The sequence below is a fragment of the Streptomyces sp. NPDC107471 genome (genome assembly GCF_055582845.1).
Genome location: NZ_JBVJPC010000008.1, coordinates 45,510 through 62,636 on the forward strand (window position 1 = coordinate 45,510; position 17,127 = coordinate 62,636).

A 17,127-nucleotide genomic window follows, 5' to 3' on the forward strand; every position below is an offset into this window, starting at 1 on the left:
CTGCCGCCGGTCAGCGTCCGGGGTCGTCGCTCTCCTTGTCGGTGTCGTCCTGAGCGCTCAGGAAAGCCCGCAGCCCTGCGCTCAGGGCGGCCCGCTCGGCGGGGCCCATGGCGGCGAGGACCGCGGCGAGCGCCTGCGACCTGCGAGCGGCCACCTCGTTCAGCACCTGCCGCCCGCGTCCGGTGAGCACGAGCTGCACCTCGCGCCGCCGGTGCGGATGCAGGAGACGCTCCAGCAGACCGGCTGCCTCCAGCCGGTCGCACAGGCGGCTCGCGGTCGGCGGCCCTATGTCCATGCTCTCGGCCAGCGTGGTGAGGTTGAGCCCCGGTTCCGCCTCCAGGACCCGCAGGGCTCGCAGTTGGTGCGGCGACAGCCTCAGACTCGCTCCCTGGGCGGCCACCGACCACAGGTTCGCGAGACCGTCCACGGCGTCGGCGACCTCCAGCGCGACGGAGAGTGGGTCGTCACCCGTTCCGCTCGACTGGTCGTCCCCCGAGCCACTGAGACGAGTCACACACCCATCGCTTTCAGTAATCGCTTGGCCATGCAGATACCACCCTTATTCAAACGCGGTACCCGATGACACGTCGACCAAGCACATGGCTCGCTCCGGAGAACGGCAAAAGGAAAAGGCAAGGAGAGAACTCTCCTTGCCACTACTCAACTTATAGCGCGACGGGGGGCTTGCGGCAAGCCCCCCGTCGCGGCGCAGAATCGTCGGCCGAGGCCACAACCTGCGGAAATGGGGGAACGACGTGTTGTTGTCGACGTCTGGTGCGCAGCGCCCGGGTGGGCGGAGCGACCGACCGACTCGTCGAGGGGAAGGCAACCGCGGATGACGACGTGCTCGACCAACGGTTCGAACAACCTGCACATTCGATCGGGCAACGCGGTGCAGTACGGCACGGCCGCCTCGGAGGTGTCACGATGACCGAGCAGTACGTGCTGGATCTCCAGGAGATCGACGAGAGCCGGCTCGCCGTCGCCGGCGGCAAGGGAGCACATCTGGGCAGTCTGTCGCGGATCGAGGGGATCCGCGTCCCGGCGGGCTTCTGCGTGACGACGGACGCCTACCGGCGGGTCGTGGCGCGGGAGCCGTCGGTCGAGGCACAGCTCGACCGGCTCGCACGCGTGAGCCCGGACGACCAGGAGGCGATCCGCACGCTCAGCGCGGAGATCCGCCGGACCATCGAGGAGATCCCCGTCCCGGACGACCTGGCGAAGGAGATCACCCTCGCGCTCGGCCGTTCCGGTGAACAGGTCCCGCACGCCGTCCGCTCCAGCGCGACGGCCGAGGACCTGCCCACGGCCTCCTTCGCGGGCCAGCAGGACACCTACCTGAACGTGGTGGGCCCGACGGCGGTCCTGCGGCACGTCAGCCGCTGCTGGGCGTCCCTGTTCACCGAACGGGCCGTCACCTACCGGAGACGCAACGGCGTCGACGACCGTACGGTCCTCATGGCCGTGGTCGTGCAGCGGATGGTCTTCCCGCACGCCTCCGGCATCCTGTTCACGGCCGACCCCGTCACGGGCGACCGGACGGTCGCGAGCGTGGACGCCGGCTTCGGGCTCGGCGAGGCCCTGGTGTCCGGCCTGGTGAACCCGGACGTCCTCAAGGTGCGGCACGGCGAGGTCGTCGCCAGGACGATCTCCGCCAAGCGGCGGGAGGTGCGCGCGCTGCCGAACGGAGGCACGCGGGAAGTGGCCGTCGGCGCGGGGCGCCAGGAGGAGCCCGCCCTGACGGACGCGCAGGCGGTCCGGCTCGCGGAGCTCGGGCGCCGGATCGAGGCGCACTTCGGCCGCCCGCAGGACATCGAGTGGTGCCTGGTCGACGACGACTTCCACATCGTGCAGAGCCGGCCGATCACGACGCTGTTCCCCGTCCCCGAGAGCGGCGACGGGGAGAACCACGTCTACGTCTCCGTCGGCCACCAGCAGATGATGACCGACGCCATGAAGCCCTTGGGCCTGTCGATGTGGCAACTGACCGCCATGGCGCGGATGCACGCGGCCGGCGGGAGGCTGTTCGTCGACGTCACCGAGCGTCTGGCCGCGCCCGCGAGCCGTGCCGCCCTGCTGGAACTCATGGGCAGGGGCGACCCGTTGGTCCGGGACGCCCTGGAGACGGTCCTCGACCGCGGGGACTTCGTCCCGTCGCTGCCGGACGCGCCTCCCGGCGGGCCGCGCGCCGGCGGGCCCCCGGAGCCGGTCGAGACCGACCCGGCCGTCGTCACCGGTCTGATCGAGCGCAGCCAGGCGTCCATCGCCGCCCTGCGGCGCGCGGCCCGGACCAAGTCCGGACCGGAGGTGTTCGACTTCCTGCTGGAGGCCTTCGAGGAGCACAAACGCGTCCTCACCGACCCGCTGAACTTCAAGGCGATCATGGCGGGCATGGAGGCCACCTGGTGGCTCAACGACAAGCTGGAGGAGTGGCTCGGCGAGAGGAACGCGGCCGACACGCTGACCCTGTCCGCCCCCGGCAACGTCACGTCGGAGATGGGGCTCGCGCTGCTCGACGTCGCGGACGTGATCCGTCCGCACCCGCAGGTGGTCGACTTCCTCGCGGGCGTCGAGGACGACGGCTTCCTCGACGACCTGGTGAAGCTCCCGGGCGGGACCGAGGCCCGCGACGCGATCGAGGCCTACCTCGACCGGTACGGCATGCGCTGCGTCGGCGAGATCGACGTGACGAGGCCGCGTTGGCGCGAACGCCCCGGCACGCTCGTCCCGGTGATCCTCGACAACGTCAGGAACTTCGCCCCGGGCGCGGCCCGGCGGCGTTTCGAACAGGGCCGGCAGCGGGCGGCGCAGAAGGAGCAGGAGGTGCTGACCCGCCTGCGGGAACTGCCGGACGGGGAGCGGAAGGCAGCCGAGACCAAGGGCATGATCGACCGGGTCCGCACCTTCATCGGCTACCGGGAGTACCCCAAGTACGACATCATCAGCCGCTACTTCGTCTACAAGCAGGCCCTCATGGCGGAGGCCGAGCGCCTGGTGGCGGCGGGCGTGCTCGCCGACCGGGACGACGTCTTCCACCTCACCTTCGAGGAGTTCCGCGAGGCCGTGCGCTCGCAGCGGGTCGACGACCGGCTCGTCCGCCGGCGCAAGGAGGCGTTCCGCGCGTACGAGGCGCTCACCCCGCCCCGGGTCCTCACCTCGGACGGCGAGGCCCTCAACGGGGCCTACCGGCGCGACGACGTGCCGGCGGGTGCCCTGATCGGCCTGCCGGTCTCCACCGGGACCGTCGAGGGGCGGGCCCGCGTCATCCTCGACATGGCGGACGCCGACCTGGCGGCGGGCGACATCCTGGTCACCACGTTCACGGACCCGAGCTGGTCGCCGCTGTTCGTCGGCATCGCGGGCCTGGTGACGGAGGTGGGCGGCCAGATGACCCATGGCGCGGTCATCGCCCGAGAGTACGGCCTGCCGGCCGTCGTGGGCGTGGAGCAGGCCACCCGGCGGATCCGGGACGGCCAGCGGATCCGCGTGCACGGAACCGACGGGTACGTCGAGATCCTGCCCTGACCGCGCGGGGCGGAGCCGCCTCCCGGCTCCGCCCCGCGCGCCCCGGCAGCCCGGTTCAGGGACGGGTGGCGGTCTCGCTGTCGGGGTGGATGGTGAAGATCTGGTCGAGGCCGACGATGCGCAGGACGCGCAGGATGTTCGGCGGTACGGCGGCCAGGGCGACGTCCGCCTGGACGGCCTGCGCGGTGCCGCGCGCGGCGATCAGGGAGGTGATGCCACTGGAGTCGCAGAACTCCAGGCCGCTCATGTCCAGGACCAGGCACTGGCCCGCTCGGAGGTGAAGGCCGCCGAGAACCGACTGCAGTTCGGCGACGTTGGCGTAGTCGAGTTCACCGAAAATCTCCAGCACGGGACCGGTCGCGGCATCTCGGGTAGTGATCTTCAGCTTGCTCATCGTTCGTTTCTCGTCCGGGGGTCGGAGGCGGGGACACCGATGGCGAGCAGGGCGGTGTCGTCGTCGAGGCCGTCACCGAAGCCGTCCAGAAGGCCGGTCAGGGCCTCGACGACGGCGTGCGGCGGCTTGCCCGCGTGAGCGGTGACGAAGGCGAGCAGCGCTTCGTCGCCGTAGCGGCCGGTGCGGTCCGGGCCGGTGCGGGCTTCGGTGAGGCCGTCCGTGTAGAGAAGAAGCGTGTCGCCGGGGCCGAGGACGGTCCTGGCGTCGGTGAAGGGCGCGGCGGGCAGGATGCCGACGAGCAGGCCGCCGGGGGTGGGCAGGAACTCGGCGGTGCCGTCCGCGCGCAGGACGATGACCGGGGGGTGACCGCCCGCGGCGAGGTGGACGGCCAACTGCCCGGTGTCGGGATCGGGTTCGAGGGTGCCGAAGACGGCGGTGCAGTAGCGGGGGTCGCCGCTGCCGGCGTAGCGCTCGTGGAGCACCGTGTTGAGGGTGCCCAGGGTGGCGACGGGGTCGTGGTTGTGCAGTGCGGCGGCGCGCAGGGTGTAGCGGGTCAGCGAGGTGAGTGCGGCGGCCTGGGGCCCTTTGCCGCAGACGTCGCCGAGGAAGAACCCGAAGCGTTTGCCGTCGAGGGCGAAGACGTCGTAGAAGTCGCCGCCCAGCCGGTCGGGCGAGGCGGTGTGGTAGTGAGTGGCCGTCTGCACGCCGGGTACCGTCGGCAGGATGTCCGGGAGGAGCGACTGCTGGAGCACGGCGAGCGCCTCCTGCAGCCGGGCGCGGTCGGCCTCCGCCTGCCGGCGGGCCGCCTCGGCCGCTTCACGGCGGCGCAGGAGCTCCTCCTCGTAGGCGCGGCGGTCCCGGGCGTCGAAGACCGTGGTGCGGATCAGCAGGGGCTGGCCGGTGGTGCCGTGCTTGACCACGGAGGAGGCCAGCACGGGTATCCGGCCACCGCCGGTCTGCTTCATCTCCAGGGCTATGCCGCTGATCTCGCCCTGCATCCGCAGCAGCGGCGCGAAGTGCGTCTCGTGGTACAGCTTGCCGCCGACGGTCAGCAGGTCGGTGAACCGCATCCGGCCCACCACCGCCTCCCGCTCCAGACGGAGCCAGCCCAGCAGGGTGCCGTTGATCTTCGCGATGGTGCCGTCCATCAGCGTGGACAGGTATCCGCAGGGCGCGTTCTCGTACAGGTCCTCGGCTCCGTCCTCCAGCAGTGCGGCGAATGCCGCGTCAGGAGTCTCCCGGTCGGCGTCGGCGTCGTGCGGGTCGGGCTGCTGGTCGGCGCGGCACATCATCACAGGCTCGCGAGGAAGGCGACGATCGCCTGGTTGGTGGCCTCGGGCGCGGACAGGTGGGGGCAGTGTCCGGTCGCGTCCAGCGTGACCAGGGTCGAGCCGGGGATCGTGCGGTGGACGAAGGCTCCGACCTCCCGCGGGGCGATCGCGTCCTGGGTGCACTCCAGCACCAGCGTCGGCACGCTCACCCCCTTCAGGTCGTCCCTGGAGTCCGAGAGGAACGTGGTCCGGGCGAAGACGCGCGCCATGTCCGGGTCGGTGGCGCAGAAGCTGTTCCTGAGCTCGTCGCCGAGTTCGGGCCGGTCCGCGTTGCCCATGATCACCGGGGCCATGGCCGCCGACCAGCCGAGGTAGTTCGCCTCCAGCGAGGCCAGCAGTTCGTCGATGTCCTCGGCGCTGAAGCCACCCCGGTAGCCGTCGTCGTCGATGTACCGCGGGGACGGGGCGATCATCACCAGCGCTCCAATTCGCTCGGGAGCCATGCCGGCAGCCATTACGCCGATCATCGCGCTGACCGAGTGCCCCACGAACACCGCGTCACGCAGGTCGAGCGCCTCGCACACCTCGACGACGTCCCGGGCGTACCCGTCGAGGGAGGAGTAACGGTCCTCCGAGAACGCGGAGGCGTCGGAGCGGCCGGAGCCCACGTAGTCGAACAGCACCACGCGGTAGTCGTCGACCAGAGCGGGCAGGGTCAGCCGCCACATGTTCTGGTCGCATCCGAAGCCATGCGCCAGCACCACCGTCGGCCCCTGGGCGTTGCCGGTGACGGTCACATGGTTCCTGCTCGCGATGTCCATGCCCGACAGTCTCTCAAGCCCCGTCCGGCGCTGTGGCACCCCCTCCACAGGGTGGGGCCCCGGCGCGCTCCTCAGGAGGAGGGCCCGTCCGGTCCGCCCCCCGGGGCCACGGCCGGGAAGTCCGGATCGAGGTCGGGCCGGCGCGGCGGGCCCAGCAGGGCGCAGTCCACGTCCACCACTCCCTCCACGGCCCGCACGAGGCGTACCGCGACGGGCACGATCGAGGTGTCCGGCACCCGGCCGCGCACGGTCACGAGGCCGTCGCGCACCTCGACCCGGATCGGCTCGACGGGGTCGGGGAAGAGGAACCCGACGACGTCGCGGCGCACCTCGCGGGCGATGTCCTCGTCGTCGCGCAGGAACACCTTGAGCAGGTCGGAGCGGCTGACGACGCCCTGGAGCAGTCCGTCGGCGTCCACCACCGGCAGTCGTTTGACCTGGGTCCGCGCCATGGTCCGCGCGGCCTGCGCGATCGTCTCGTCGGCACGCGCGGTGACGGCGGGGGCGGTCATCAGCTCCTCGGCGGTCCGCGCTCCGGCCTTGGACAGGTCGGAGAGCCGGCGCAGCCGGGCGTACCGGTCCGGGTCGCCGTCGCGGAACTCCTCCTTGGGCAGCAGGTCGGCCTCGGACACCACGCCCACGACGCGGTTGTCGCGGTCCACCACGGGCAGGGCGCTGATCCTCCACCGGCCCATGGCCTTCACGATGTCCTTGAAGGCGGTGTCGCTCACCAGGGCGACGACGGTACGGGTCATCACGTCACTGACGGTGTGCGGGGTGCCCGGCATGTCGGCCTCCGGTGTTCGGGTACGGCGCCTGTCTTCAGGTTGCGTCACGGATGCGCGGAGCGCATGGGCCGGTCGGCCCCGTCGGGGAGGCCGTGGTGGCCCCGCCACGGTGGACGCACGGCCGCGCCGGCCGAACGGCCCTGGTCCCGGCCCGTTCGGTCCCGGTCGGGAACGGTGAACCGGGACCTTCGTCCCTACCTCGGCGCCAAAGGTCCCGAGCCACGCCACCAGGGCCCGAAACAACCGCAAATGCCGGAATCCCTGTTGCTATACAGAGTCGGCCGCCCCACGACCGGCGGCCCCGATTCCCCACTCCCCTGGGAGACTTCATGCTGTCCGCCGAGTCCGCCGCCCTCGTGAAGGCCACCCTGCCCGCCGTGGCCGGGGCTCTCGACGAGATCACCAGCCGGTTCTACGCCGCGATGTTCCGTGACCGGCCCGAGCTGCTGGACGGGCTGTTCAACCGCGGCAACCAGGCGAGCGGCGCCCAGCGACGGGCGCTGGCCGCTTCGATCGCCGGGTTCGCGACCGCCCTGCTCGCCGAGCCCGGCGTCCGGCCGGACGCGCTGCTGGCCCGGATCGCCCACAAGCACACGGCGGTCGGCGTCACCGACGACCAGTACACGATCGTCCACAAGTACCTGTTCGGCGCGATCGCCGAGGTCCTAGGTGACGCGGTCACCCCGGAGGTGGCCGCGGCCTGGGACGAGGTCTACTGGCTGATGGCCGGCGCGCTCATCGCCCAGGAGGCCCGTCTCTACCAGGAGGCCGGTGTGGAGCCGGGCGCGACCTGGCGGCCCTGGACGGTGGTCGAACGCCGCGAGGAGACCACGGACGTCGTCTCCTTCCTGCTGCGCCCCGCCGACGGACGGCCCGCCCCGGCGGCACGGGCCGGGCAGTACGTCAGTGTCCTGATGCGGATGCCGGACGGTGTGCGCCAACTGCGCCAGTACAGCCTGTCCGGGGACCCCGGCGGTGAGCTGCGGCGCATCACGGTCAAGCGGGTCTCCGGCACCGGGGACGCCCCCGCCGGCGAGGTGTCGGACCTGCTCCACCGCACGGTGCGGCCCGGGGACGAGCTCACCCTGTCCGCGCCCTTCGGTGACGTCGTCCTCGACGAGACCGACACCCCGCTGGTCCTCGCCTCCGCCGGCATCGGCTGCACCCCCATGGTCGGCATGCTGGCCCGGCTCACCGCGACCGGCTCCACCCGTCCCGTCCTCGTCCTGCACGCGGACGGCTCCCCGGACGAGCACGCCCTGCGCGCCGAGACCCGTGACCTGACCCGGCAACTGCCGCGGGCGCGGAGCGTGTTCTGGTACGAGCGTCCCGGCACCGCCGAGCCCGACGCGCGCGTCGGCCTGATGGACCTCGACGGAGTGGACGTGCCCGCGGACGCCACCGTCTACCTGTGCGGTCCGCTGCCCTTCATGCGCGCGGTCCGCACCCGACTGCTGGAGCGGGGTGTCTCGCCGCGCAACATCCGCTACGAGGTGTTCGGCCCCGACCTGTGGCTCGCGGAGACGACGGCCTGAGACCGGTCGGACATGCCGCGGCCCCGGTCCGGGCACCTGTCTCACCGTGGGCCGAACGGCCCACCCGGCGCCGTGCACGGGTCCTGGCGGCCCGGTGACGGTGTCCGCCCGGCCGGTGTCACAAGGCCCCGGGATCTGCCACCGTCGTAGGCGGACCCCCTGGAGGAGGTGCTCGGGCATGGGCGGGACGTGGTTCTGGCGCTGGCGGAGCAACCCGTTGCGACGCCGGGACGACATCGTCGAGGCGTGGATCGTGCTGGCGGTGTGGGCGGTCATGGCCGTCGGCGGCACGGCCACGGGGCTGCTGGCGGCGCACGCCGCCGACGAGGTGTTCGCCCGGCAGCGCACCGAGCGGCTCCCGGTCCGCGCGGTCCTGCTCACGGACGAGTCGCAGCGTGCGTCGGCGGTCCGCCCGTCGAGCGACCGGTCCCTGGGGGCGGTCCGCTGGACGGCGCCCGACGGCTCGGTCCGCACCGACTGGACGCTGGTCGACACCGGGCTGCGGGCCGGAAGCCGGGTCGGACTCTGGCAGAACGGTCAGGGCACCCTCGTCACCGCTCCCCCGAGCGCCCGGGAGGCCGCCGTCGAGGCGGGTGTCCTGGGCGCCCTCGCCGGCCTCGCCCTCGCCGGTGCCGTGCACACCGCCGGAACTCTCGCGCGGTGGCGGCTGGACCGGCGGCGGGTCGAGGCATGGGGCCGCGAGTGGGACCTGGTCGGCCCGCAGTGGGGGCGTCGGACCATCTGAGACGCACCGGACACGGCGTTCCACCACCTGGCAGGGAGACACGATCGTGCAGAAGCCCGCACCCCGCTTCACCGAGATCCTGCTCGGGGTGGACGCCCGCGATCCCGCCGAGGCCGCCGTCCGTCTCGCCTTCGACTGGGCCGCGCTGTGCGGCGCCCGGCTGCGCGCCGTCCACGCGTGGCGCTTCCCGTCCCGCGCGGCCGAACTGCCCTTCGGCGTACCGGAGGAGGACCGCGGGGCCTGGGAGGACCACGAGGTGCAACTGCTGTCCGACGTGCTGCGGCCGTGGCGGGAGAAGCATCCCGGGGTGCCCGTCCTGGAGGACGTACGGCACCTGCCGCCGGCCGAGGCCCTCGTGCGGCTGTCCGCGGACGCCGACCTGGTGATCCTGGGCCGCGGCCACGACGGCGAACTCGGCCCCGTGGCACGGGAGGTGCTGCGGGATGCCGCGGGCCCCGTGGTCGTGGTGCCCGCCCGGCGCGGGGTTACATCCGTTCTCTAGGACGCGGGCCGTGGGGGGAACCTCCGCGATCCGCCCCTCGCGGGATGCGTCAGTCTCTCACCGGCGCCCGCCAGACCAGTGTGGTCCCGCCCGTCTCCGGACAGTCGATGGTCAGGTCACCGCCGTAACCCTCCGCGCGGTCGGCCAGGTTGCGCAGTCCGCTGCGGCGGCCCTCCGCCGGAACGCCCACCCCGTCGTCGGACACGGTCAGCCGTACCTCGTGGCCGTCGGTCTCCAGGACGACGTCGGCGCGCCCCGCGCGCGCGTGCCGGGCGACGTTGGTCAGGGCCTCGGAGAGCACGGCCACCACGTCGTCGGCGATCTCCCGGGGCACGTCCGTGTCGACCAGGCCCTCCATCCGGATGCTGGGCGGGAAGCCCAGGACCGAGGCGGCCTCGCCGATCACGCGGACCGCCCGGGCCCGCAGTCCCGACCCGGCTCCGCCCTCCCGCGAGCGCAGCCCGAAGATCGTGGACCGGATGATCTTGATGGTCTCGTCGAGGTCGTCCACCGCGCGCACGACCCGCTCCGAGGCCTCGGCGTGCTCGATGAGGCGGCCGGCGCTCTGCAGGGTCATGCCGGTGGCGAAGAGCCGCTGGATGGCCAGGTCGTGCAGATCACGGGCGATCCGGTCGCGGTCCTTGAGGACCGCGATCTCCTCGGCGTCCTGGCGGCGCTCCGCCAGCTCCATCGCGACCGCGGCCTGCGCGGCGAAACCCCGCAAGGGCTCGATCTCCTTGCCGGTGAACACCGTCCGGCCGCTCTCCCGCACCAGCAGGACCACTCCGCGCGCCCCTTCGGTGCCCGAGCCGATCGGCACCGCGACGGCCGGCCCCAGCCCGGCGAAGCGCTCCGCGGCGCCCGCGACCCGGTCGTCGCGGGAGATGTCCACGCTGGTGACGGGAGACCCGCCGCTGAAGGCGTGTCCGATGAGACTGGCGTCCACCGGCAGGACGAGCCCCTGGTGTGCCTCGGCGCGCGTCCCGACGGCGAGTTCCACGGTGAGCGAGTCCGTGTCCGGCACGGGCATCGCGACCAGGGCCAGGGCGGCGCCGGTGTTCTCCCGGGCCCGGTCCGCGATCAACCGCAGGACCTCCGCCTGCGCGCCGCCCGACATCAGGCTGTGGGTGATCTCGGCGTTGGCCCGCAGCCAGCGCTCGCGCAACCGGGAGTCCTCGTAGAGGCGGGCGTTGTCGATGGCGACGCCGGCGGCCACCGCCAGCGTGGACAGCACCGCCTCGTCCTCCTCGTCGAACTGGGCGCCGCCCCGCTTCTCGGTCAGGTACAGGTTGCCGAAGACCTGCTCGCGCACCCGGATCGGGACGCCGAGGAACGTGTTCATCGGCGGGTGGTGGGGCGGGAAGCCGTACGACGCCGAGTGCTCGGAGATCTTGGTCAGCCGGAGCGGTTCGGGGTGGTGGATGAGCTCCCCGAGGATGCCGTGGCCCTCCGGGTAGGGGCCGATTTTCGCGATCTGCTCGTCGGTCACTCCCACGGTGTGGAAGGCGGACAGCCGTTTCCCGTCGGGGCCGATGACACCGAGGGCCGCGTACCGGGCGTCGACCAGAGCGGCGGCGGCCTCGACGATGCTGTGCAGCGCCTGCTCCAGGTCCAGTTCGCGGCCGACGGAGAGCACGGCCTCCAGGAGGCTGTGCACCCGGTCGCGGGTGCCGCGGGCCGCGTCGAGGCGGGCCTGGAGCTCTTCCAACAGCTCGTCCAGCCTGAGCTGCGGCAGCCTGACGCGGGCCTCCGCGGTTCCCTCCGAGCCACCCACCTGCGGTCCTCCCGATCCCCTGCACCGGCACCGTGCCGTCACCTGCCACGGTAATGGTCGGGGTCGGGGCGGTGGTACGGATCAGGGCAGGTCACCCGTCGGAGGTGCCCACGGCAGGCCGACCGTACGCGGACGCCGACCGGCCCCTGGTGGGGCCGGCGCTGAATGTCCCCCGAAGCCGCCGAACCGGCCCGCTGGCAGGCGCTGTCATGCCCCTGGGCGGACCGGGCCACGGACGACGCGGTCCGCATGGACCCGGATCCGGTCACGGGATCCGCCTCACCGCGACCGGCGCCGCGGAACGGGGCGGCTCAGCCGTCCCAGGTCCAGTCGGCGACCTCGGGCAGGTCCGTGCCGTGGGCGCGGATCCAGTCGTGGTGCCGCAGGCGGGCGTCCTCCATCCGCTGGCGGACGGCGGCGGCGCGTACCGCGAGGCCCGGGACGCGGTCGATGACGTCCATGACCAGCCGGTACCGGTCGAGGTCGTTGCGGACCACCATGTCGAACGGTGTGGTGGTGGTCCCGATCTCCTTGTAGCCGCGCACGTGCAGATGCGGATGGCCGGCCCGGCGGTAGGCCAGGCGGTGGATGAGCCACGGGTAGCCGTGGTAGGCGAAGATCACCGGCTTGTCGCGGGTGAACAGGGCGTCGTACTCCGCGTCCGGCATGCCGTGCGGGTGCTCCTCCTGCGGCAGCAGCCGGGCCAGGTCGACGACGTTGACCACGCGCACGGTCAGCTCCGGCAGGTGCCGGCGCAGCAACTGGGCGGCTGCCAGGACCTCCTGGGTGGGCACGTCACCCGCGCAGCCGAGGACCACGTCGGGTTCCCGCCCGCCGTCCTCGGTACCGGCCCAGTCCCAGATCCCGGCGCCGCGCGCACAGTGCGCGCGGGCCTGGTCCATGGACAGCCAGTCGTAGCAGGGCTGTTTGCCGGCGACCACGACGTTGACGTAGTCGCGGCTGCGCAGCACGTGGTCGGCGACGGACAGCAGGGTGTTGGTGTCCGGCGGCAGGTAGACCCGTACGGCCTCCGGGCTCTTGTTGAGGATGTGGTCGACGAAGCCGGGGTCCTGGTGGGAGAAGCCGTTGTGGTCCTGGCGCCAGACGTGCGAGGTGAGCAGGTAGTTGAGGGAGGCGATGGGTGCGCGCCAGGACAGCCGGCGGGTGGTGCGCAGCCACTTGACGTGCTGGTTGACCATCGAGTCGACGATGTGCACGAACGCCTCGTAGCAGGAGAACAGTCCGTGTCGGCCGGTGAGCAGATAGGCCTCCAGCCAGCCCTGGCAGGTGTGTTCGGAGAGGATCTCCATCACCCGGCCGTGCCGCTCCAGGTGTTCGTCCACGGGCAGGGTCTGCGCCTGCCAGGCCTTGCCGCTCGCGCCGTAGACCGCCTGGAGCCGGTTGGAGGCGGTCTCGTCCGGGCCCACGATCCGGAAGTCCCGGCGTTCACCGGTGTGGCGCATGACGTACTCCAGCATGTCCCCCAGGACGCGGGTGGGTTCGTGCAGGGTCGCGCCCGGCTTGTCGACCGTCACGGCGTACGACTCCAACTCGGGCAGCGGCAGTTCGCGCACCAGCAGTCCGCCGTTGGCGTGCGGTGTGGCGCCGAGCCTGCGCGTGCCCTCGGGCACACAGGACAGCACCTGCTCGGACGGGCGTCCGTGGTCGTCGAACAGTTCCCGCGGCCGATAGGAGCGCAGCCACGCCTCCAACTGCCGCAGGTGCTCGGGGTTGTCGCGGACGGCGGACAGCGGGACCTGGTGGGAACGCCAGGTGCCCTCGACCGGGAGGCCGTCGACCTCGGCGGGGCCGGTCCAGCCCTTCGGGGTGCGCAGCACGATCACCGGCCAGTGGGCGCGCTGGGTCGCACCGTCCTCGCGGGCACTGCGCTGGATCGCGTCGATGCGCTCCAGCGCGTCGTCCATGGCGGCGGCCATCGCCCGGTGCACGGCCATGGGGTCGTCGCCGGTGACGTGGATCGGGGCGTGGCCGTAGCCGCGCAGCAACTCGTCGAGCTCGGTCTCGGGGAGCCGGGCGAGGACGGTCGGGTTGGCGATCTTGTAGCCGTTGAGGTGCAGGATCGGCAGGACCGCGCCGTCGTGGACTGGGTCGAGGAACTTGTTGGAGTGCCAGGAGGCGGCCAGCGGCCCGGTCTCCGCCTCGCCGTCGCCGATCACACAGGCCACCAGCAGGTCCGGGTTGTCCAGGGCCGCTCCGTAGGCGTGCGACAGGGAGTAGCCCAGCTCGCCGCCCTCGTGGATGGACCCGGGCGTCTCGGGAGCCACGTGGCTCGGCACGCCGCCGGGGAACGAGAACTGCCGGAACAGCCGCTCCATGCCGGCCGCGTCCCTGCTCACGTCGGGATACGTCTCCGAATAGGAGCCCTCCAGCCAGGAGTTGGCGAGTACGGCGGGCCCGCCGTGGCCGGGGCCCCAGACGCACAGGGCGCTTCGGCCACGCGTGCTGATGACACGGTTGAGGTGGGTGTGCACGAGGTTCAGGCCCGGGGAGGTGCCCCAGTGGCCGAGCAGCCTCGGCTTGACGTGCTCCGGGCGCAGGGGCTCGGTCAGCAGGGGGTTCGCCAGAAGGTAGATCTGGCCGACGGACAGGTAGTTGGCGGCGCGCCAGTGGGCGTCCAGAGCTTTCAGCTCGTCGTCGGTGAGCTCGGCGGGCGCCTGCTGCGTGTCGACGGACATCGGGGTTTCCCTTCCGGGGCGGGGCTCGGGGCGGGCGTGCGCACGAATCCGCACATCATCACCTTCCGTCGGCGGGGGTGCTCCTCGACAGGGCCGTTCGGGCCACCCGGCCCGGCCAGGGGCCCTGTCGGGTGGGGACCACGGCCACATGGCAGTGGGAGCCGAACCGCTCCGCTTGCGCTCTCACCAGGGCCGGCCTGTGCCGTGGAGCGTGCGGCCGCCCGTGAGCTGCCGGCCCGTGATCAGCTCGGGCTCGATCCGCACGAACACCTCCACGGGCGAGGGCGCCCAGGAGCGCGGCCCGACCAGGCACAGGCGCGCGTGCTCGGCGGGGTCGGTGACCACGCCGGCCCGGCCGGTGACGACGACGCTCCAGCCGGAGTGCGTGGCCGCGTCGACCTCGTCCGCCTCGAACGCGACCACCACGCCGTCGACCGCGCGGACCAGCTCCGACGCCGCCGCCGTCCGCAGCAGCACCCCGCCGCCGTCGTCCAGGCGGAAGTTGACGGGCAGGACGGCGGGCAGGGCATGGCGCGTGTGGACGATGCGGCCGACCGGGGTCCCCGCCATCAGGCGCAGGCACTCCTGCCGGTTCAGTTCACGGAAACCGTCGTCGGGATACATGGCCGGTCCCACCTTCGCCTCTGCCGCTCGGTGCACCCACCCTGCCGTCGGTCCCCGGTGCGGGGTGAGGGGCCATGGGTCCCGGGTCCGGGACGGACGGCCCTGATGCCCGGGCCGATGGTCCGCCCGTCCCGGGCTCAGCCCTTGGTGCGGGGGCGTGCGCGGCCGCCCGCCAGGGTGCGGAGCAGCCGGTTGCGGCCGCCGTTGGGTACGGTCCACAAGGGGTGACCGCGGACCCCCCACGACTGCAGAAGGGCGTTGGCGGCGAGGAAACCGCTGGTCGCGGCGCGTTCCATCAGGGCGACCGGGAGGTCCGTGCGCACCAGGTCGCCCGCGAGCACCAGGCCGGGCTGCGGGGTGCGGACGCCGGGGCGGTCGGTGTATCCGCCGACGGGGAAGAGGGGACAGTCCTGGCGCCATTCGTGCCGTGCGTCGAGGACGCGCGCGTCGCGGGTCTCGGGGTAGACGTTCCGGAGCTGTGCGATCAGGTGCTCGGCCTCCGCGGCGGGGTCGGCGTCCCCCGGCAGCGCGTAGCCGTGCAGTTCGACCACGGAGCCGCCGGTGCGGGCGGACCAGCGGGCGGCCTCCTGCTCCCAGCGTTCCAGGACGCTGACGTTGTCGAGCGAGCCGTATCCGGCCGTGCCGAGGAATCCGGGCCGCCCGGCGTCGACGGGACGGTCGAGCCAGAGCCGGGAGACGAGGAAGGGCGGGGCGGTGCGCAGCCGGCCGACGCGGTCGCGCCAGTCGGCGTCGCCGAGCCGGGGTGAGCGGCCGACCAGGGAGCGCAGGCCGCCGGTGTCGAGGGCGAGGACGACGGTGTCGTACCGCCTCTCCTCGCGGTCCGTGGCGACGGTGAAGGCGCCGTCCGCGGTGGGCGAGACGTTCTCGACGGGGGTGTCCAGGCGCAGGTCGGCGCCGTGGCGGCTCAGGTGTTTGGCCAGGGGGTCCCACAGGGCTGTCGGGAAGGGGTCGTCGGGCACGTCGAAGAGGAGTCCCTCGGAGCTGCCGAGGAAGTAGATGTGGAACATCAGGACCATCTCGGCGGCCGACAGCTCGCGGGGGTCGGCGAAGAAGCTCCGGGAGAACACCTCGAAGGCCAGGTGGCGGGCGGCCGGCGGGAAGCGCAGGGACTCGAGGAAGTCGTGGGCGCTGACGGTGTCCAGCGCGGTGTAGACGTCGGGGACACGGACGTCGAGCAGGGGCAGGGCCGCGGCGGGGCGCATGCGTGCCAGGTCCCGCCAGTGGAAGGAGGGGCTGAGCGCCACGAAGCCCATCGCGCTCAGGGGCGGGGTGCGCGGCACTCTGCGGAAGCTGTCGTGCAGTCCGTTCCGGTGCCGCAGCGGGTAGTCGGGCAGGCCGGTGAGACGGCCCTGCGGGGAGTCGGTACGGCTCAGCAGTCCGCGCAGGTTGTAGTACTGGCGGAAGAAGGCATGGAAGCCGCGGCTCATGGTCGCGGTGGTGCCGTCGGACAGGTGGGTGCTCCAGCCGCCGACGCGGCCGCCGAGGTAGGGCTCGCGTTCGTAGAGGGTGACGTCGACGCCGCGTTCGGCGAGCGCGGTGGCGGCGGCGAGACCGGCGATGCCGCCGCCCACGACGGCGGTGCTGCGCGGGTGCCCGCCGACCCGGGTCGCTCCGGGCGGCGGGGGCAGCAGCACGGCGTGGCGGTCGCGTCCCGGGCGGGCGGCACCCGCCGCGGCGGCGGTCACTGCCCGCTCCCGGCGGTCGCGACGGCGCGGCGGGCTACGACCGTGTGGGTGATGCCGGTCTGCCAGCCAGGCAGGGGCAGGGCCCGTACGCGGTCGAAGCCGCGGGCTCGGAGGCGGTCCGTGAACCGGTCGACCGTGTCGAACTCGACGACGCTGCGCCAGAGATGGCGGTACAGGTCGCCGTCGCCGAGGGCGCTTGCGACGGGCAGCACGAGGCCGCGGCACACGGCGGTCCACACGGCACGGTCGAGCGGGCGGCCGCTGAGCGTGTACTCGTGCACGGCGAGCCGGCCGTGCGGGGCCAGCAGGTCGTGGACGGTGTCCAGCACGGCGTCGGGGTCCACGACGTTGCGGAACAGGTAGGCGGCGAACACCGCGTCGAAGGGGCCCCGCACGCCCGCGTCGGGGAGCCCCTCCGCCGGGGCGCAGACGAAGCTGACGTTGCCGTGCCACGGCTTGGCCATGGCACGGTCGAGCATCCCGGCGGAGGCGTCCACGGCGGTGATGCGGGCGTCGGGCAGCACGCGGGCGAGCGCGGCGGTGGAGGCGCCGGTCCCGCAGCCGAGGTCCAGGACGCGCAGCCCATCGCCCGTCCCGGGCAGGCCGAGCCGGCGTGCCGAGCGGCGTAGATGGGCGTGGTAGCCGGGGTTGGCGGCCACGAGGGTGTCGTAACTGGGCGCCGCATGGTCGAATGCGGCGGCCAGGTCCGCGTCACGCAGCACGGTCACGCTGCCTCCTGGTGCGGG

14 protein-coding genes are annotated in these 17,127 nt (G+C 72.9%); 4 read left to right on the forward strand and 10 right to left on the reverse strand.

Features of this window, described 5'->3' with window-relative positions; genetic code table 11:
- Window positions 1-10: 10 nt before the first annotated feature.
- Window positions 11-514 carry a MarR family winged helix-turn-helix transcriptional regulator gene (locus ACZ66S_RS26075; RefSeq protein ID WP_469903940.1) on the reverse strand — a complete coding sequence of 168 codons (504 nt, stop codon included), beginning with the start codon at window positions 512-514 and terminating at the stop codon, window positions 11-13.
- Between the two features lie 413 nt (window positions 515-927).
- Here ACZ66S_RS26075 and rph point away from each other — a divergent pair, with 413 nt between their 5' ends.
- Complete coding sequence (gene rph / locus ACZ66S_RS26080; RefSeq protein WP_469903941.1) at window positions 928-3,525, forward strand: rifamycin-inactivating phosphotransferase; 2,598 nt, start codon at window positions 928-930, stop codon at window positions 3,523-3,525.
- A 55-nt stretch (window positions 3,526-3,580) separates the two neighbouring features.
- Here the strand turns inward: rph and ACZ66S_RS26085 are convergent, their stop codons facing one another.
- From ACZ66S_RS26085 to ACZ66S_RS26100, 4 genes are all read right to left on the reverse strand, one after another.
- Window positions 3,581-3,919 carry an STAS domain-containing protein gene (locus ACZ66S_RS26085; RefSeq protein WP_469903942.1) on the reverse strand — a complete coding sequence of 113 codons (339 nt, stop codon included), beginning with the start codon at window positions 3,917-3,919 and terminating at the stop codon, window positions 3,581-3,583.
- Window positions 3,916-5,208, reverse strand: coding sequence for a PP2C family protein-serine/threonine phosphatase (locus tag ACZ66S_RS26090; RefSeq protein WP_469903943.1), 1,293 nt, complete (start codon window positions 5,206-5,208; stop codon window positions 3,916-3,918). The genes ACZ66S_RS26085 and ACZ66S_RS26090 overlap by 4 nt, the downstream gene beginning before the upstream one ends.
- A 2-nt stretch (window positions 5,209-5,210) precedes the next feature.
- The gene (locus ACZ66S_RS26095) at window positions 5,211-6,011 is read right to left on the reverse strand and encodes an alpha/beta fold hydrolase (protein WP_469903944.1); all 801 of its coding nucleotides are present in this window, start codon (window positions 6,009-6,011) and stop codon (window positions 5,211-5,213) included.
- 71 nt (window positions 6,012-6,082) lie between these two features.
- Entirely contained in the window at window positions 6,083-6,799 is a 717-nt protein-coding gene (locus tag ACZ66S_RS26100; protein ID WP_469903945.1) for a CBS domain-containing protein, read from the reverse strand.
- Window positions 6,800-7,128: 329 nt separating this feature from the next.
- On the opposite strand from ACZ66S_RS26100, the gene ACZ66S_RS26105 reads away from it, so the two are divergent.
- The 3 genes from ACZ66S_RS26105 (at window position 7,129) to ACZ66S_RS26115 (ending at window position 9,581) form a co-directional block, all read left to right on the forward strand.
- A complete protein-coding gene (locus ACZ66S_RS26105; protein WP_469903946.1) occupies window positions 7,129-8,334 on the forward strand; it encodes a globin domain-containing protein in 1,206 nt (401 codons plus the stop codon).
- Between the two features lie 178 nt (window positions 8,335-8,512).
- The gene (locus tag ACZ66S_RS26110; RefSeq protein ID WP_469903947.1) at window positions 8,513-9,079 is read left to right on the forward strand and encodes an Rv1733c family protein; all 567 of its coding nucleotides are present in this window, start codon (window positions 8,513-8,515) and stop codon (window positions 9,077-9,079) included.
- A 46-nt stretch (window positions 9,080-9,125) separates the two neighbouring features.
- Window positions 9,126-9,581, forward strand: coding sequence for a universal stress protein (locus ACZ66S_RS26115; protein WP_469903948.1), 456 nt, complete (start codon window positions 9,126-9,128; stop codon window positions 9,579-9,581).
- 49 nt (window positions 9,582-9,630) lie between these two features.
- Here the strand turns inward: ACZ66S_RS26115 and ACZ66S_RS26120 are convergent, their stop codons facing one another.
- From ACZ66S_RS26120 to ACZ66S_RS26140, 5 genes are all read right to left on the reverse strand, one after another.
- Entirely contained in the window at window positions 9,631-11,355 is a 1,725-nt protein-coding gene (locus ACZ66S_RS26120; protein WP_469903949.1) for a sensor histidine kinase, read from the reverse strand.
- Window positions 11,356-11,666: 311 nt separating this feature from the next.
- Window positions 11,667-14,051 (reverse strand): phosphoketolase family protein, encoded by a 2,385-nt coding sequence (locus tag ACZ66S_RS26125; RefSeq protein ID WP_469903950.1) that lies wholly within the window; start codon window positions 14,049-14,051, stop codon window positions 11,667-11,669.
- Window positions 14,052-14,234: 183 nt separating this feature from the next.
- Complete coding sequence (locus ACZ66S_RS26130) at window positions 14,235-14,675, reverse strand: pyridoxamine 5'-phosphate oxidase family protein (RefSeq protein ID WP_469903951.1); 441 nt, start codon at window positions 14,673-14,675, stop codon at window positions 14,235-14,237.
- A 137-nt stretch (window positions 14,676-14,812) separates the two neighbouring features.
- Window positions 14,813-16,381, reverse strand: coding sequence for an FAD-dependent oxidoreductase (locus ACZ66S_RS26135; RefSeq protein WP_469903952.1), 1,569 nt, complete (start codon window positions 16,379-16,381; stop codon window positions 14,813-14,815).
- Window positions 16,378-17,109, reverse strand: coding sequence for a methyltransferase domain-containing protein (locus tag ACZ66S_RS26140; protein ID WP_469903953.1), 732 nt, complete (start codon window positions 17,107-17,109; stop codon window positions 16,378-16,380). The genes ACZ66S_RS26135 and ACZ66S_RS26140 overlap by 4 nt, the downstream gene beginning before the upstream one ends.
- Between the last annotated feature and the right edge of the window lie 18 nt (window positions 17,110-17,127).

Bases quoted from the DNA above. Each gene is read 5' to 3' on its own strand.
- ACZ66S_RS26085 (WP_469903942.1), bottom strand. From the start codon at position 3,919: ATGAGCAAGCTGAAGATCACTACCCGAGATGCCGCGACCGGTCCCGTG.
- ACZ66S_RS26125 (WP_469903950.1), bottom strand. From the start codon at position 14,051: ATGTCCGTCGACACGCAGCAGGCGCCCGCCGAGCTCACCGACGACGAG.
- ACZ66S_RS26090 (WP_469903943.1), bottom strand. From the start codon at position 5,208: ATGTGCCGCGCCGACCAGCAGCCCGACCCGCACGACGCCGACGCCGAC.
- ACZ66S_RS26100 (WP_469903945.1), bottom strand. From the start codon at position 6,799: ATGCCGGGCACCCCGCACACCGTCAGTGACGTGATGACCCGTACCGTC.
- rph (WP_469903941.1), top strand. From the start codon at position 928: ATGACCGAGCAGTACGTGCTGGATCTCCAGGAGATCGACGAGAGCCGG.
- ACZ66S_RS26130 (WP_469903951.1), bottom strand. From the start codon at position 14,675: ATGTATCCCGACGACGGTTTCCGTGAACTGAACCGGCAGGAGTGCCTG.
- ACZ66S_RS26095 (WP_469903944.1), bottom strand. From the start codon at position 6,011: ATGGACATCGCGAGCAGGAACCATGTGACCGTCACCGGCAACGCCCAG.
- ACZ66S_RS26110 (WP_469903947.1), top strand. From the start codon at position 8,513: ATGGGCGGGACGTGGTTCTGGCGCTGGCGGAGCAACCCGTTGCGACGC.
- ACZ66S_RS26105 (WP_469903946.1), top strand. From the start codon at position 7,129: ATGCTGTCCGCCGAGTCCGCCGCCCTCGTGAAGGCCACCCTGCCCGCC.